The sequence below is a fragment of the Acidobacteriota bacterium genome, from assembly GCA_009861545.1.
Classification (GTDB): Bacteria; Acidobacteriota; Vicinamibacteria; order Vicinamibacterales; family UBA8438; genus WTFV01.
In genome coordinates, this window is record VXME01000135.1 from 57304 (window position 1) to 72784 (window position 15481).

General features: G+C 69.9%; 9 protein-coding genes and 1 pseudogene. 5 read left to right on the forward strand and 5 right to left on the reverse strand.

What is annotated here, in order from left to right:
- Positions 1-13: 13 nt before the first annotated feature.
- Both F4X11_21270 and F4X11_21275 read right to left on the reverse strand, forming a co-directional pair.
- Positions 14-1627 (reverse strand): hypothetical protein, encoded by a 1614-nt coding sequence (locus F4X11_21270; GenBank protein MYN67524.1) that lies wholly within the window; start codon positions 1625-1627, stop codon positions 14-16.
- 82 nt (positions 1628-1709) lie between these two features.
- Positions 1710-2426, reverse strand: coding sequence for a single-stranded DNA-binding protein (locus tag F4X11_21275; GenBank protein ID MYN67525.1), 717 nt, complete (start codon positions 2424-2426; stop codon positions 1710-1712).
- Positions 2427-2578: 152 nt separating this feature from the next.
- Between F4X11_21275 and F4X11_21280 the strand changes: the two genes are divergently transcribed.
- The 5 genes and pseudogenes from F4X11_21280 to F4X11_21300 all read left to right on the forward strand — a co-directional run bounded on the left by F4X11_21280 (position 2579) and on the right by F4X11_21300 (position 9440).
- Positions 2579-5035: an ABC transporter permease gene (locus tag F4X11_21280; protein MYN67526.1), complete on the forward strand. Its 2457-nt coding sequence runs from the start codon at positions 2579-2581 to the stop codon at positions 5033-5035.
- Between the two features lie 12 nt (positions 5036-5047).
- Positions 5048-7150: a S9 family peptidase gene (locus tag F4X11_21285; GenBank protein ID MYN67527.1), complete on the forward strand. Its 2103-nt coding sequence runs from the start codon at positions 5048-5050 to the stop codon at positions 7148-7150.
- Between the two features lie 12 nt (positions 7151-7162).
- The gene (locus F4X11_21290) at positions 7163-7990 is read left to right on the forward strand and encodes a haloacid dehalogenase type II (GenBank protein ID MYN67528.1); all 828 of its coding nucleotides are present in this window, start codon (positions 7163-7165) and stop codon (positions 7988-7990) included.
- 279 nt (positions 7991-8269) lie between these two features.
- Positions 8270-9115: an alpha/beta hydrolase gene (locus F4X11_21295; GenBank protein ID MYN67529.1), complete on the forward strand. Its 846-nt coding sequence runs from the start codon at positions 8270-8272 to the stop codon at positions 9113-9115.
- 229 nt (positions 9116-9344) lie between these two features.
- A pseudogene (locus F4X11_21300) lies at positions 9345-9440 on the forward strand (DNA-binding response regulator).
- A 981-nt stretch (positions 9441-10421) separates the two neighbouring features.
- Here F4X11_21300 and F4X11_21305 read toward each other — a convergent pair.
- Genes F4X11_21305 through F4X11_21315 form a run of 3 tightly spaced genes read right to left on the reverse strand, consistent with a single transcriptional unit; the run spans position 10422 to position 15383 of the window.
- Positions 10422-13613 (reverse strand): type I restriction endonuclease subunit R, encoded by a 3192-nt coding sequence (locus F4X11_21305; protein MYN67530.1) that lies wholly within the window; start codon positions 13611-13613, stop codon positions 10422-10424.
- Between the two features lie 4 nt (positions 13614-13617).
- Entirely contained in the window at positions 13618-14310 is a 693-nt protein-coding gene (locus F4X11_21310) for a DUF4276 family protein (protein MYN67531.1), read from the reverse strand.
- Positions 14307-15383 (reverse strand): AAA family ATPase, encoded by a 1077-nt coding sequence (locus F4X11_21315; GenBank protein ID MYN67532.1) that lies wholly within the window; start codon positions 15381-15383, stop codon positions 14307-14309. Before F4X11_21315 ends, F4X11_21310 begins: the two co-directional genes overlap by 4 nt.
- Positions 15384-15481: the final 98 nt, after the last annotated feature.

Consider the following 15481-nt stretch of genomic DNA (forward strand, 5'->3'; position numbering starts at 1 on the left):
TCTCCTCTCCCGGTCAGGGCTGATCGTTCGCGCCGGCGGCCGGTACGTCGCGCAGGCGTTCCTGGACGGTTCCGGGGATGCCGAGCTGCGTGTCGGCGCCGAGCTCCGCGAGCAGCGCGGCGGTCTCCGGCCAGCTCTGGAACTGGAACGACTGCTTCGAGCCTTCCGCCATCCGATAGGCGGTCCGTCCGCGGAAGTCCCGCGCGTCGATGTCGGCCCCCTGCGCCACCAGGTACTCCACGACTTCGTTCAGTCCGCGGAAAGCGGCGCCGTGGAGCGCCGTGAAGTCGGCTTCGTTCACCGCGTCGACGTCGGCGCCGGCCTCGAGCAGCACCCGTACCGCTTCCTCGGCGCTCGGGGATCGGACCCCGCGCGGCTGCCGCGGCGTGTAGGTCGAGCGCCCGAGACCGGCCGCGGCCATGAACGGGGTCGTGCCGTCGTGCGTCGTCAGATGCTGATCCGCGCCGGCGTCCAGCAGGGCGTGCAGGATCGCCGTGTTGCTCGACGTGCGGGTCTCGCCGGCGCCGAACGTCCCGCCCGCGCCGTTCATGTCGAAGGCCGCGACCCACAGCGGCGTGGCGCCGCGCAGGTCGCCGGTGCCGCAGGCGAAGGGTTCGAACGCCCCCTTCCGAGGGTAGCCGATATAGCTCATGAGCATGGCCGACGCCGTGATCCGCGCGTTCGGATCGGCGCCCCGGGCGAGCAGCGCCTCGACGACGGGCAGCCGGCGGTCGGCCGCGAGCCGCGAGCGGCTGCGCCGGGAATAGAGCCGGTTCCCCCCGTGCCGGGCGTACCATTCGCGCAGCCAGGTGCCGACGCCGCCCGCCGCCGCGTGCAGCGCGCGCACGCCGTTCATCTCGCCCTCGGGGTCGGCGCCTTCCTCCAGCAGGAACAGTGCGAACGCGTCCCGACCGCTCACGATCGAGAAGGGCAGGACGTGCGTGCCGTCGGCGCTCGGCGCGTTGACGTCGACGCCGGCGGCGATCAACGCGCGGGCGGTGTCGACATCGCCGTTGCGCGCCGCGAACATCAGCGGCGTGAAGCCCTTGACGGTCGATGCGGCGGGGTTCGCGCCGGCGTCGAGCAGCAGGCGCACGATCTCCGGATGCGGCTCCGACACCGCCCACATCAGCGCCGTGCTCCCGGTCTCGGTGACGGCCGCGTCGACGTCCGCGCCGCCGGCGATGAGCGCGCGGACGACATCGGGGTTCCCGGTGCGGGCCGCGGTCATCAGGGGTGCGAGTCCGCTCTCCTGTGCCGCGTTCACGTTCGCGCCCGCGTCGAGCAGCGTCTCGACCATGGCGGCGCTCGCGTTCTCGGCCGCGCGTTCGAGCGCCGTCACCCCGTGGTCGTCGGCCCGGTTCACGTCCGCGCCCGCGTCGAGCAGGCGCTCCACCAGCGCCACGTCGTCCCAGTGGGCGGCCCACAGAAGCGCTGTCGCACCGTCCGCCCGCGCCGCGTCGACGTCCGCGCCTCCGGCGAGAAGCGCGTGCACGGCATCCCGATCCTGATTGGCCGCGGCGGTGACGAGCCGGAAGTCCTGTCCCGCCGCCGCGTCGGCGCCGGTTACCGACGACGCGAGCAGGAAGGCGAGGCAGATCCGCATGGCCCGAGTCGTCGTCGTCATGGCTTCCACTATATGCACGCCCGGTTCGTGCGTCTACCGTCGTGTTCTCCGCGCGGGTTGGAGGCGTTGCGGGAACGGACGCCTACACCACGATGCCCAGATCGGCGAGCGCGGCGTCGAAGACGGCGGGCCAACCGCGGTTCGCCAGGGGGCTGGCCGGACTCGGGTGCGGGGCGGCTCCGCACCGCGCGTCGTACTTCTCGGCGACCGGGCGGGCCCGCTCGGCCGCGAACCGCCCGATGCCGACCACGACGTCGGGCCGCAGGTGGGACAGGGCGCCCGCGAGCGCCTCGTCGCATGCCGCGAACAGGTGCTCGCGCGCGTCACGGGGACGGAGCTTGTCGGGCGTCACGTTGCGGCCGCCGTCGTCCAGGAAGCACAACGGGCAGTAGTTCCAGACGAACGCGCGCCGGAAGAACCGCTCCGGGCTGCCGAAGCGTTCCCGCGCCCAACCCCACAGCCGGGCGCCGCTCACCTCGCCGCGGCCGATTCCGAAGCCGAGAACCGGTCGCCGCGGGTGCTCGTCGGCCGGCCGCTCCACCGGCGCCTCGATGCCGAGCCAGTCGCGCACCATCGCGACGTCGCCGAACGGCACCCCGGTCTGCGCCATCCCGAACGGGCCCGGGTTCATGCCGACGAAGAGGATCTCCGGCTGCCCGCGGCCGTAGCGCTCCAGGTAGAGGCGGTGCGGCGCCCAGGCGTAGTCGAGGGGGGCGTATACGTGCATGACCGGCTCGGCGAACCGCAGGCCGCGGGTCCGTTCCCGCAGCCGCTCGGTGACCGGCACGAGGTTCGACATGGCGAGACACTACAGCACGTTGGCGCCGGATGCCGGCGGGGTCTCGATCGCGGTGTCGAGGATCGTGCCCCGAGAAGCACCCGAGCGGATTTGTCGCCGTGGGCCGCGCCGTCGTCGGTAGGTGAGGGCTCCTATACTGGAAGGGAGGCCGAATGACCCTGTACGCACAGCTTCGTCTCTTCTGCCGTCGCGCGTCGGCGCACCCCGGCTTCGCGCTCCTCTCGCTGGCGACGCTGGCGGTCGGGGTCGGCGCCAACGTCGCCATCTTCGCCATCGTCAACGCGGTGCTGCTGCGCCCACTGCCGATCCCGGACTCCGAACGGCTGGTGATTCTCCGCCACGCCGCGCCGGGCCTCGCCCTGCTCGACGAGCTGCCGATGTCGGACGCGCTCCACTTCCTGTACGCGGACGAGACCAGGACCCTGGAGAGCGTGGCGGCGTACCGCGACGAACAGGTGAGCTTTACCGGCCCCGAGAACCCGCAACGCGTGGAGGCATCGAGCGTCACGGCGTCGTTCTTCGAGGTGCTGCGGACGCCGCCGCGTCTCGGCCGCTCGTTCACCCCCGAGGAAGATCGGCCGGGCGCCGCCCCGGTGATCGTGCTGAGCGACGACCTCTGGCGCACGCGGTTCGGCGCCGAGCCGGGGGTGGTGGGGCGGGTCGTCGACCTCGACGGAGAGAGCGTGGAGGTGGTCGGGGTCATGCCGCCGGGATTCTCCTTCTCGCAGCAGGAGATCGACCTGTGGCGGCCGCTCCGCCTGGACCGGGAGAACGTCCAGCTCGGCGCCTTCGGGATCAACGGCGTCGCGCGCATCGCCGACGGTTCCACGCTGGGGCAGGTGCGGGCCGAGCTGGACGCGATGCTGTCGAACCTGGTCGAGATCTTCCCCGACGAGGGCGCCGCGCCGATTCTGGCGAACGCGGGATTCCGGCCGCTGATCGACCGCGCCCGCGAGGTGGTGGTCGGCGACATCGAGGCGACGCTGTGGATCCTGCTCGGCGCCGTCGGGTTCCTGCTGCTCATCGCGTGCGCCAATGTCGCCAACCTGTTCCTCGTGCGGTCCGAGGAGCGGCACGGTGAGGTCGCGATTCGCGCCGCCCTGGGCGAGAGCCGCGGACGGCTGGCCGGATCCGTCCTCTTCGAGAGTCTCGCGTTCGGCGTGGCGGGCGGACTTCTCGCGCTGCCGCTGGCGCAGCTGGCGGTGCGCCTGCTGGTCCGCTTCGGCCCGCGGGAGCTGCCGCGCCTGGACGAGATCTCGATCGACGGGGCCGTGCTGCTGTTCGGACTCGCCGTGTCGGCGGTGGCGGGACTGCTGTTCGGACTCCTGCCGGCCCTGCGGGCAAGCGCGGTGGCGGCGGCCGGCCACATGACGGCCGGCGCGCGCGGCGCGACGGTCGGGCGCGAGCGGCAGATCGCGCGGCGCGGACTCGTCGTGCTGCAGGTTGCGCTGGCGCTGACCCTGCTCGTCGGGTCCGGACTGGCGGTGCGCTCGTTCCAACGGCTGGCGGCGGTCGATCCGGGGTTCGATCCGGTCGACGTGCTGGCGTTCGGCCTGGCGCTTTCGGCGCGCGACTACGAGACGGCGGACGCCCGCCTCAATTTCCACCGACAGGTGGTCGACCGCCTGCGCGGCCTGCCCGGCGCGGTCGATGCCTCGGCGGCGACGACCGTGCCCCTGAGCGGCGAGTTGTCCGGCTCGGGTCACACCATCGAGGGCCGTCCGCTGTCGGATGGCGAGGTGCCGCCCGTGTTCATGATCAAGCGGGTGGCGCCCGGCTACTTCGACGCGCTCCGTATCGGGCTGGTCGAGGGGCGGGTGTTCGACCGGCTGGACGGTGAGCGGGAGGCCCAGGTCGTCATCGTGTCGCGGTCGCTGGCGCGCACGCACTGGCCGGGAGAGAGCGCGTTGGGCAAGGGGATTCGGCTCGGCGGCCCGCCCGACGAGGAAGGCGAGGAATGGTCCCGCGTCGTCGGCGTGGTGGCCGACGTGCACGAGATCAACCTGCACGAAGCGCCGCCGGAGATGGCGTACTACCCGCTGCCGGGGTTGATGCGCGGAGAAGGGGTGCCTGCCGCGATGCGCTACGTGATTCGCGGGCCGAACGCGGCGGCACTGTCGGGTGCGGTCCGGGAGGTGGTGCGCGGGCTCGACCCCACCCTGCCGATCGCCGAGATCGAGACGCTGGAGACGCTGGTCGGGCGGGCGCGCGGCACGCGGGCGTTCGTCATGACCCTGCTCGCGGTTTCCGCGGCGCTCGCGCTGCTCCTCGGCTCGGTCGGACTCTACGGGGTGGTCTCCTACATGGTCGCGCAGCGCCGGCGCGAGATCGCCATCCGCATGGCGGTGGGGGCGCAGGTGGCGGCCGTGCACCGGCTGGTGCTGACCGAAGCGGGCGCGCTCGCGCTGGTCGGGGCGGCCCTCGGCGTGGGCTCGGCGGTCGCGCTGACCCGCCGGCTGCAGGCGTTGCTGTTCGAAACGAGTCCGCTCGACCCCTTCGTCTTCGCCGCCGTCTCGACGCTGCTGGTCGGGGTCTGCCTGCTGGCGAGCTGGCTGCCCGCGCGGCGCGCGGCGCGTCTCGATCCCGTCACGGCGCTACGCGCGGAGTAGAGACAGCAACCGATGCCGCCTCCCCGCGCCCCGCAGCGCCCGCACCGCCACGAGAAGCACGGCGATGTCCGCGGCGACGACTACTACTGGCTGCGCGAGCGCGACAACCCCGCGGTGCGGGAATACCTGGAAGCGGAGAACGCCTACGTCCGGGAAGCGATGGCGGGCACGGCCGGCTTCGAGCAACGGCTGTTCGAGGAGATCAAGGGGCGCATCGAGCAGACGGACATGTCGGCGCCGTACCGCGAGAACGGACATCGGTACTACCGCCGGTACGAGGAGGGCCGAGAGTACGAGATCCACTGCCGCCGGCCGTTTCCGGGCAGCGGCAAGGCGGATGCCCCGGCGGACCGCGAGCAGGTGATCCTGGACGTCAACCGGGTGGCCGCGGGGCACGCGTTCTGCCAGGTGGCGTCCCGCCCGGTCAGTCCCAGTGCGCATCTGCTTGCCTATGCCGTGGATACCGTCGGGCGGAGGCAGTACACGATCCGCGTGCGCGACCTCGCCACGGGAGAGGATCTGCCGGACGTTGTCGCCGACGTCACCTCCAACATCGCCTGGGCGGCCGACAGCAAGGCGTTGTTCTACGCGAGGCACGATCCGACCACGTTGCGCCCGTACCAGATCCTGCGGCATCGGCTCGGCGACGATCCGTCCGACGACAGGCTCGTCCACGAGGAGACCGACGACACGTTCTCGTGCGGGGTCTGGCTGAGCCGGTCCAGGCGCTACGTCCTGATCGGGTCGTTCCAGACCCTGACCACCGAGTTCCGCTATCTCGACGCCACGAACCCCGGCGCGTCGCCGAGGGTCCTGCTCCCCCGGGAACGGGGGCACGAGTACGACATCGACCACTACCGGGGACGTTTCTACATCCGGTCGAACGGCGGCGCCCGCAACTTCCGGCTGCTGGAGGCGGACGACGAGGCGCCGGCGCGGGACGCCTGGCGAGAGCTGATCCCCCACCGGGACGACGTGCTGATCACGGGGTTCGAGCTCTTTCGCGACCACCTGGTGGTGGCCGAGCGGCACGCCGGGCTCACGCGGCTCCGCGTGCGGCGGTGGGACGGGCCCGAGCACCACATCGCGTTCGACGAGGCGGCCTGCGCGGTCTCGATCGGCACGAACCGCGAGCCGGAGACGACCACGCTCCGCTTCCACTACAGCTCGCTGACCACGCCGCCCTCGGTCTACGACTACGACATGGATACCCGCGCGCGCACGCTGCTCAAGCGCGAGAAGGTCCTGGGCGACTTCGACCCCGGGCGCTACGAGACGGAGCGGCTGCTCGCGACCGCGCCGGACGGGGTGCGCGTGCCGATCTCGCTGGTCCGCCGAAAGCGGGAGACCTCCGGCAGCGGCGCCACGGCCGACGCCGGTCCGGCGCCGCTGCTCCTCTACGGCTACGGCGCCTACGGCATCAGCATGGAGCCGACGTTCCGCTCGGCGCGCCTGAGCCTGCTGGATCGCGGGTTCACCTACGCCATCGCCCACGTCCGCGGCGGAGAGGAGCTCGGCCGCCGGTGGTACGACGACGGCAAGCTGCGGAAGAAGAAGAACTCCTTCACCGACTTCATCGCCTGCGCCGAGCACCTCGTCGCGGCCGGGTGCACGGCGCCCGGGCGGCTCTTCGCCATGGGCGGCAGCGCCGGCGGTCTGCTGATGGGCGCCGTCGTGAACATGCGTCCCGACCTGTTCCACGGCGTGGTCGCGCAGGTGCCGTTCGTCGACGTCGTGACCACGATGCTCGACGAGTCCATCCCGCTGACCACCGGCGAGTACGACGAGTGGGGGAATCCGAACCGGGCGGGGGACTACGCGTACATCCGGTCATACTCGCCGTACGACAACATGGAGCCGGTGACCTGGCCGCACCTGCTCGTGATGACCGGCCTGCACGACTCGCAGGTGCAGTACTGGGAGCCGGCGAAGTGGGTGGCCCGGCGCCGCACGCTGCAGCCGGGCGACGGCCGGCGGTTGTTGCTGAAGACCAACATGGATGCCGGACACGGCGGCGCGTCCGGACGCTTCCGGCAGTATCGGGAGACCGCGCTCCAGTACGCGTTCCTGCTGGACCTGGCGGACCGGGCCGACCGCGATTCCGCGTCATCCTGAAGGAGCCGCACCATGAAGCTGGACCGCAGGGCTTTCGTCGGGACGCTGGGCGCCGCCACGGTCGGGGCCGCGGGCGCGAGGGCGGCCGCAGGATCGCCGCGGGCGCCCGGACCCCGGCCTGCGCCGGCCGCCGCCGTTGCACGACAGGCCGATCCGGTGGAGGCCATCGAGGCCTTCGCGTTCGATGCCTACGGGACGCTGTTCGACGTCTTTTCGGTGACCGCGCTCTGCGAGGAGCTTTTTCCGGAGAACGGCGACGCCCTGGCGCAGCGGTGGCGCGCCAAGCAGCTCCAATACAGCCTGCTGCGCAGCCTCATGGGGCGGCACCGCGACTTCTGGCTGGTCACCGAGGACGCGCTCGTATATGCGGCCCGCAGCCTGAACCTCGACCTGACCGACGCCCGGCGCGCGCGGTTGATGGACGCGTACCTGACGCTGGAAGCGTTTCCTGACGTGCGGCCGGGGCTGGAGGCGCTGAGAGACCGCGGAGTGCGTCTGGCGATCCTCTCGAACGGCGAGCCGCGGATGCTGGAGGCGGCGGCCCGCAGCGCCGGCATCGATACCCTGCTCGACACGATCATCAGCGTCGAGGAGGTGAAGATCTTCAAGGTCAGCCCGCGGGTCTACAACCTGGGGCTGGAGCGACTCGGGGTCGGCCGCTCGGCGCTGGGGTTCGTCTCGTCCAACGGCTGGGACATCGCCGGGGCCGCCTCGGCCGGCCTGCCCACCTTCTGGATTCAGCGCAGCGCCGCCGAGCCGCCCGAGGAGCTGGGGTTCGCGGCGGATCGCGTGGTGGCGGCGATAACCGACCTGCCCCCGCTGCTCGAAGGCGCCGGCTGAGTCGCTCTCGGGCGCGCGGCGGGCCGGTGCGAGGTTGTCGGCCCGATCCCGGGCGGCGCGCGATTCCGGCGTATCGCCCGTCGCCGCGAAGGCTTCGGCGGACCGGAGGCGCCGGTCGCGCCGGGGTATGCTGAATGGATGGATATTCGAGCGAACGGACGGTTCCCGGTAGCCGTGTTGCTGGCGCTGGCGGCGGCGGTCGGATCGCCGTCCGGCGCGCAGGGGCAGACGGCGCCGGGGCGCGCGGCGAGCGCCGGCGGTTCCGGCGTCGAGGTCGCGGTGACCCGGATCGCAGTCGGCGACTACACGTTCGACGTGCGGACGGCGGGTCCGGAAGACGGCGAGCCGGTGATCCTGCTGCACGGGTTTCCGCAGACCTCCTACGAATGGCGCCATCAGATCGCGGCGCTGGCCGGGGCCGGATTCCGCGTGGTGGCGCCGGATCAGCGCGGCTATTCGCCGGGGGCCCGCCCGCCGGACATCGCCGACTACGCGCTGCCGCTCCTCGTGCAGGACGTGATCGGTCTGGCGGATGCCATCGGCGCCGCGCGTTTTCATGTCGTGGGCCACGACTGGGGCGCGGTGGTGGCCTGGGCCGTCGCCGTGGCCGCGCGGGATCGCGTCATCACCGCCAACCCGGTGTCGGTCCCGCACCCGGACGCGTTCGCGCGGGTCCTGAACGACCCGGCGTCGTGCCAGCCGGAGGCGTCGTCCTACTTCGACGTGTTCGTCCAGCCGGACTCCGAGGACGCCTTCCTGGCCAACGATCGCGCACTGCTGCGGGGCATCTACGCCGGCATCGACGAGGCGGCGGTCGACGAGTACGTGCGCGTCCTCGGGTCGAAGCCGGCCCTCGGCGCCGCCCTCAACTGGTACCGCGCGAATATCGGCGACCGCAACCTGCAGGGACCGGCCCTCGGCCCGGTGGAGGTGCCGACGATGTTCACGTGGAGCGACGGCGACACGGCGCTGTGCATCGACGGCGCACTGCTCACGGAGGAGTACGTCAGCGGCCCGTACCGCTTCGAGGTGCTGGAAGGGGTGAATCACTGGATTCCCGATCTGGCGGCCGAGGCGATGTCCACTGTTCTGTTGGAGCACTTGAGCCGATACACGGAGCGTTGAGGCGTCCCGATTCCGGCTGACGGCCGGCGGCCGCCCTGGTGCGGTTGATGATGTTCCTCGTCAGCGGTTCGTTTCGTCGTCGGAACGGGCGCCGGCTTCCCGGGCCGCCGGGTCTCCTCGTTCTCGCCTGGGCGACCGCCCTGGCTGCGGTCGTACCGCTTGCCGCGCAGTCCGGCTCGAGCGTCGGGCGTTTCCTGAACGAGACGATCGGCTTCTCGATCGACGACCTCCGGGGGCTGGACCGCGGCTCGGCGGTCATCCGCAGCCTCGACACGCCGGTCCGCCAGGAGCTGGCCCATGTCGGCGTGGTCCACCTGGACGTGCCGCCGGACGAGTTCGTCGACCTGTTCCGCGACATCGAGCGCTTCGAGCGCGGCCCCGGCATTCCGAAGATCGGCCGCTTCGGCAGTCCGCCGCGCCTCGAGGATCTGCAGTCGTTGACGCTGCCCGCCGAGGACGTCGAGGAGCTGCCGAAGTGCCGCACCGGCGACTGCCAGGTGAAGCTCTCGGCGGATGCGTTGACACGTTTCCGCACGGACGTGGACTGGTCGTCGGCCGATGCCGGGCGTCAGGCGAGCGAGCTCGCCCGCGAGATGGTCCTCGACCTGGTCCGGGCGTATCAGGCCGAGGGCAACACGGCGCTCGGAGCCTATGTCGACGACGACGACCCGTTGCTCGTGGCCGAGCAGTTCCGCGCCCTGCTCGCCAGCCGCGACCCGCTGCCGGCCGCCGTGCCCGGGCTCCTGCACTACCTGGACGAGTACCCCCGGGGACTGCCGGGCGGTGCGGACGAGTTCTTCTACTGGACCGTGGTCGACTTCGGCATGAAGCCGACCATCCGTGTGAACCACGTCGTCATCTACCCGCTGGCCGGGCGGTCGTCGACCGGCATCGCCTATGCGATCGCCACCAAGCAGCTGTACGCGAGCCACTACTTCCACACCACGCTGGAGTTGCGCTTTCTCGTCGACCGTATCGACCGCGGCGGTCGTGCCGCCTCCACGCTGATCTCCGTCACGCGCTCGCGAAACGACGGCATGACCGGTTTCCGCGGCTGGTTCCTGCGGCCGATCATCCGGCGCCGCTCGCGGGATGCCGTGCGCCACTACCTGGAGCACGTCAAACGGCAGGTCGAGCGGCCTGCCGCCGAGGCCGTCCCGAGCCGGGCAGGCACCGGGGCGTCGGGGCGCTGACGCCGTAGTCTGCGGTGGCCTCGAAGAATCAGGGCGTCGATACGGTCGGTCGACACGCGAGTGCCGGGTATCAGGGGTGTATCCGGCGAATCCGTGTCACCGGCCGAGGCCGCTCAGCCGCCGAACAGGTTCTCGGCCTGCTCCAGAACCGCTCTTGCAGCGCGTTCCTGCCGCTCGGTCGGGTAGCCGTGTCTGCGCAGGATGCGCTTGACGAGCGTCTGAAGGTGCACGCGGACGCTCTCGCGCAGCATCCAGTCGTTCTCGACGTTGCCGTGCACGGTCTCGACCAGTTCGCGGACCATGGTTTGCAGCGTCTCGTTGCCGAGCACCCTTACCGCGCTGTCGTCGGCATCGAGGGCGTCGTAGAAGGCGAGCTCGTCATCCGACAGTCGGAGCTTGTCGCCGCGGCCCTGCGCCTGGCGCATCTCCCGCGCAAGCTGGATGAGCTCCTCGATGACTTGCGCCACCGTGATCGCTCGACTCCGGTAGTCCCGGATGCTCGATTCCAGCTTTTCGGCGAAGAAACGTGACCGGACGACGTTCCGGGGCCGCCGGCTGACGAGCTCTCCTTGCAAGAGCTTCCGCAACAGGTCGACGGCCAGGTTGCGCTGCCGCATGCCCCGCACTCTGGTCAGGAAGTCGTCGGACAGGATCGAGGCGTCCGGCTTGTCGAGTCCCGCGGTGGCGAAGAGGTCGGCCATGCCCTCGGAGGTCACCGCACGCGAGAGGATGGGGCGCACGGCGGGGTCCATGTCTTCCGCCGGTTGGGCGTCGCCCGGCGCACGCTTGTGCAGAGCGGCTGCGACGGCCTGAAAGAAGCCGACGTCGTCGCGGATTCGGAGAGCGTGCTGGTGCGGTACTGACAGCGCGTATGCCCGGGACAGCTCGCGCGCGGCGCGCAGAAAGTGCTCCTTGCCCGACGGACGGTTGAGACCGTGACCGTTGCCGGAGTCGTTGGTGTCGGTACCCTGGGCCAGGATGTGCTCCTGTGCATCCGGCAACAGCCGGAGGCGTTCGGCCGCCGTCCCGGTTGCCCACGCCGACCGGTCGAAGCCCTGGAACAGTCCAACGCAAACGTCGTACTTCTCCAGCAGGACAGCCGCCGCCTCCGACTGCTCGAGCACCGTCGCGCCTGAGCCGCCGCTCTCGGCGTAGGTCGCGCGCGCACGCTTCAACTCGTGAGCGAGGCCGACGTAGTCCACGATCAGTCCGCCCGGCTTGTCCTTGAACACCCGGTTGACTCGTGCAATGGCCTGCATCAGGTGCCGGCCCCGCATCGGCTTGTCCACGTACATCGTGTGGAGACAGGGGACATCGAACCCGGTCAGCCACATGTCGCATACGAGCACCATCACGAGGGGATCGTTGGCGTCGCGGAACCGTTTCGCGAGCGTCTCGTGTTCGGCCCTGCCGCGGATATGGGCGTGCCAGTCAGGCGGATCCGACGCCGTGCCGGTAATCACGATCTCGATATTCCCCTTGTCGTCGATGTGGCGCCAAGCCGGGCGCCGGCGGATGATCTCGCGGTACAGATCGATGCACATGCGCCGGCTCCTGCAGACGATCATTGCCTTGCCGGCGAGAGCCTCGATGCGCTGCTCGAAATGCGCGACGATGTCGCGGGCGAGCGCGACTCGCCGTTCGGCGCCGGCAATCCCTTCGGGTTGCGCTCTTTTCGTCCGCGGCGGTTCCCCAGGCTCCACGCTCTCTCGCGCGCTCGCTTCCTCGAAGTCGCGACCCGTGGCAGCTTGCTCGCGCTGGGGGACAGCGAGCCTTGCGAGCCGGTTCTCGTAGTAGATCGGTATCGTCGCACAGTCGTCGATAGCGCGCTGGATGTCGTAGATGCTGGTGTATTCCCCGAAGACCGCGCGGGAATGGGCGTCTCGCTGTCCGATCGGCGCGCCGGTGAAACCGATGAACGAGGCGTTAGGGAGCGCGTCGCGCATATGCGTGGCCCCGCCGACGAGGTCGTATTGCCCGCTGTGGACTTCGTCGGCGATGACAACTATGTTGCGTCGTTCGGACAGCGCCCGGTGTTGTGCGTTCCCGGCGTCCGGGAAGAGCTTCCAGGCCGGGGTGAAGATCACGCCGCCCGATTCCACCGCGAGCCGGCGGCGCAGATCGGCTCGGTTCTGGGCCAGCTTCGGCGGTTGGCGCAGCAAGTCCCGGCAGCGCGCGAAGGTGTTGAAGAGCTGGCCATCGGAATCGTTGCGGTCGGTCAGTACCACGATGGTCGGATTCGCCATGGCCGGCTCGCGGCTGATGCACCCCGCATAGAAGGCCATGGTCAGGCTCTTGCCGGTGCCCGGTGTGTGCCAGACGATCCCGATGCGCCGATCCCCGACCCGACCGGTTGCTCCTCGGCCGGATTGATATCCCCCGCGCCCCTCGAAGTCTGCCGCGGCGGGCTCGCTGTGCTCGACCGTCCCTGGCCCCGCCTGCGGAGGTCCCGCGGCGCGCAGTGTCTCCCGGACCGCTGCGCGCACCGCGTGGAACTGGTGATAGCCGGCCACCCGCTTGACGACTGCGCCGCCACCGTCGTCGAAGACGATGAAATCGCGGATGAGATCGAGGAAGCGCCGCGGCTCGAATACGCCCTCGATCAGCACCTGCAGCTCCGTCAGGAAGGCCGGTGCGAGCTCTTCGCCACCGATGGTGCGCCACGGCCTGAAACCGTCGCGTTCTGCGGTGAGCGTGCCGACCAGTGAACGGACCCCATCCGAGACTGCCAGCACCTCGTTGAAGGCGAGCAGAGTTGGAAGCGCTTTCCTGTAGTTCTGGAGTTGTCGCCACGCCGTCCATGCGGTTACGTTCTCGTCGGCGGCGTTCTTCAGCTCGATGACGCCGAGCGGCAGCCCGTTGACGAACAGCACGATGTCCGGCCGGCGGGTGTGGAGATTCTCGATGACCGTGAACTGGCTCACGGCCATCCAGTCGTTGTTGCCAGGTGTCTCGAAATCGAGGACCTGCGCCAACGCGTTCCGAATCGACCCGTTCGCAGTGCGGTACCTGACCGGTACGCCGTTCACCAGAAGCCGATGGAGAGTGCGGTTGCTGGCTTCCAGCGTCGATCCGTCGGGCTGGGTCAGCCGTTGCAGTGCGGCGTCGACCGCGTCGGGTGGGCAGGATGGGTTCAGTCGGACCAGCGCGCCGTGCAGGACGCCCGGAAGAACGACGTCGGCGTACGTCCGGCGGACGGATTCCGAACCCGGGGGGGTATCCGGACCGGAAACGATCGCGTAGCCGAGTGCGCGAAACCAGTCGAGGGCCGCTTCCTCGACGAGCGACTCCGTGAAGGATGGCATGCCGTCACTCCGCTCTCGCGAGCGGCGGAAGACCCTCGACGTGGTCCAGCCATTCCCTGAAATGGCGGCACTCCGCGCGGATGCACTCGATGCCGATACGGGCCGACACGGCGGCGCCGTGAAGCACCTTCTTGTATTTCCTCGAATGCAGGACGGTTGTCAGACGGGCCGCAGGATGCGTGTTGCGGCCGTGGTTGATATGTTCCGGGGTTGCGGCCGATCGCCGGGCGTCCCGTAGCTTGCCGATGTACCGCTGCCAGTCGGGTTCTACTTCGGCAAACCTCGCGACGTCGGAAAAGAGAAGTGATTCGAACTCGTACGGCTGGATGTGCGGAACGAATCGTTGCGGGCGACACCCGGCTTCGTCGACGACGGCCTGACCGAACTCCCTCTCGATAGCGATGGCGCGTTCGATCGGGTCCGTCAGCCCGGCAGCGGCGGCGTTTCCCGGGAAGTCGGCCGTAAGACCGTACAGGTCGAACAGCGTGGTGACGTAGGTGTCGCCGCGCTCGCGCAGCGTATTGCGCAGATAGCGCAGGACGCGGCCACGGGTCAGCGCTCCACCCTTTGCCCGGGGAGACGTAGGAATGATCCTGGGATCGACGAAGACCCGCCGTTGGCCGAAGAACGGCGCCAGCACCTCCCCCACGAAGGCCTGTTCCGTCTGCCCCTCGCAGACGATGGTCACCTCGATCATCGCGCCGGTCTCCCGCCGAGGATATTCATCTTCCACAGGTCGCCCAGCGCATAGTCCTCCAGCCAGTCCCGGAGGCGATCCGGGTCCGGGCGTTCGAACACGGACTCTCCGTCGCGCCGGCTGACGACCACGATGTCTTTCGGTTGGAGCTCGCTGATCAAGTCGACCGACTGCGTCGAGACGATGACCTGGTGGTCCTCGCTTGCCTGCTGCAGCAGCGCGCCGAGGAGGCTTACCGCGTACGGGTGCAGCCCCAGCTCCGGCTCATCGATAAGCAGGGTCTTGGGCCGCAATTGATTCGGCTGAAGCAGCAGCGTCGCGAGGCAGATGAAGCGGAGGGTTCCGTCGGAAAGTTGTCGAGGGCCGAGCACCGTGTCAGGGTCGCCGGACTCGGACCACTCCAGGTCGATGGCTTCTTCCGGGCTCTGGCGATACACGAAGTCACCGAAAAACGGCGCCGCCAGACGGATAGTGTCCACGATGCGGCGATATGCTGCCGAGTGTCGCTCGCGGAGCCGCCGCAGGAACGGCGCGAGGTTGCTCGCGTCCGGCTTCAGCCTCGCGTTGTCGCGCACGGCCTGGCCATGCCGGACCGCCGCGGACGGGCTCGTGTCGTGAAAATGATAGACGCGCCAACCGGCAACGGCGGGCCGGACGTAGATTGCGAAGGAGTCGTCGGCATCGGGCAAGCCCGCTTCCTCCTGTCCGTTGCTTCCCAGCGAACGCCGCGAGTCAGTCACGTCGCCGAAGAACAACGTCGCTTCGTCGGCAAAGACCAATCCGTCGGCCGCGGGAGCGAGCGAGAATTCGTATCCGTTTCGGTCGAAGACGAATTGCGCCTTCATCGTCTTCGTGCGCTTTCGTCCGCCGAACAACAACGCATTGGGGCCGTCCTGCTCCCGAACGAATAGCCGCAGCGACCGGTTCATCAGTCGCGCCAGCATCTGGAACAGGGCGATGAAGTTGCTCTTTCCGGCTCCGTTGGCGCCGATAAGGACGTTGAGGTCGCGGAGTTCGAAGTCTTCCAGCGAGCGGATCGACTTGAAGCCGCGGATCGTGAGACGCTTCAACATGAAGCACCTCGGCGATTCAGGCCCTCGTTCCGCCCACTGCGGGCCTGGGGCGATCCGGGATTGCCGACCTGGGCGACGAGTCGCCGGGACTCGGGGAC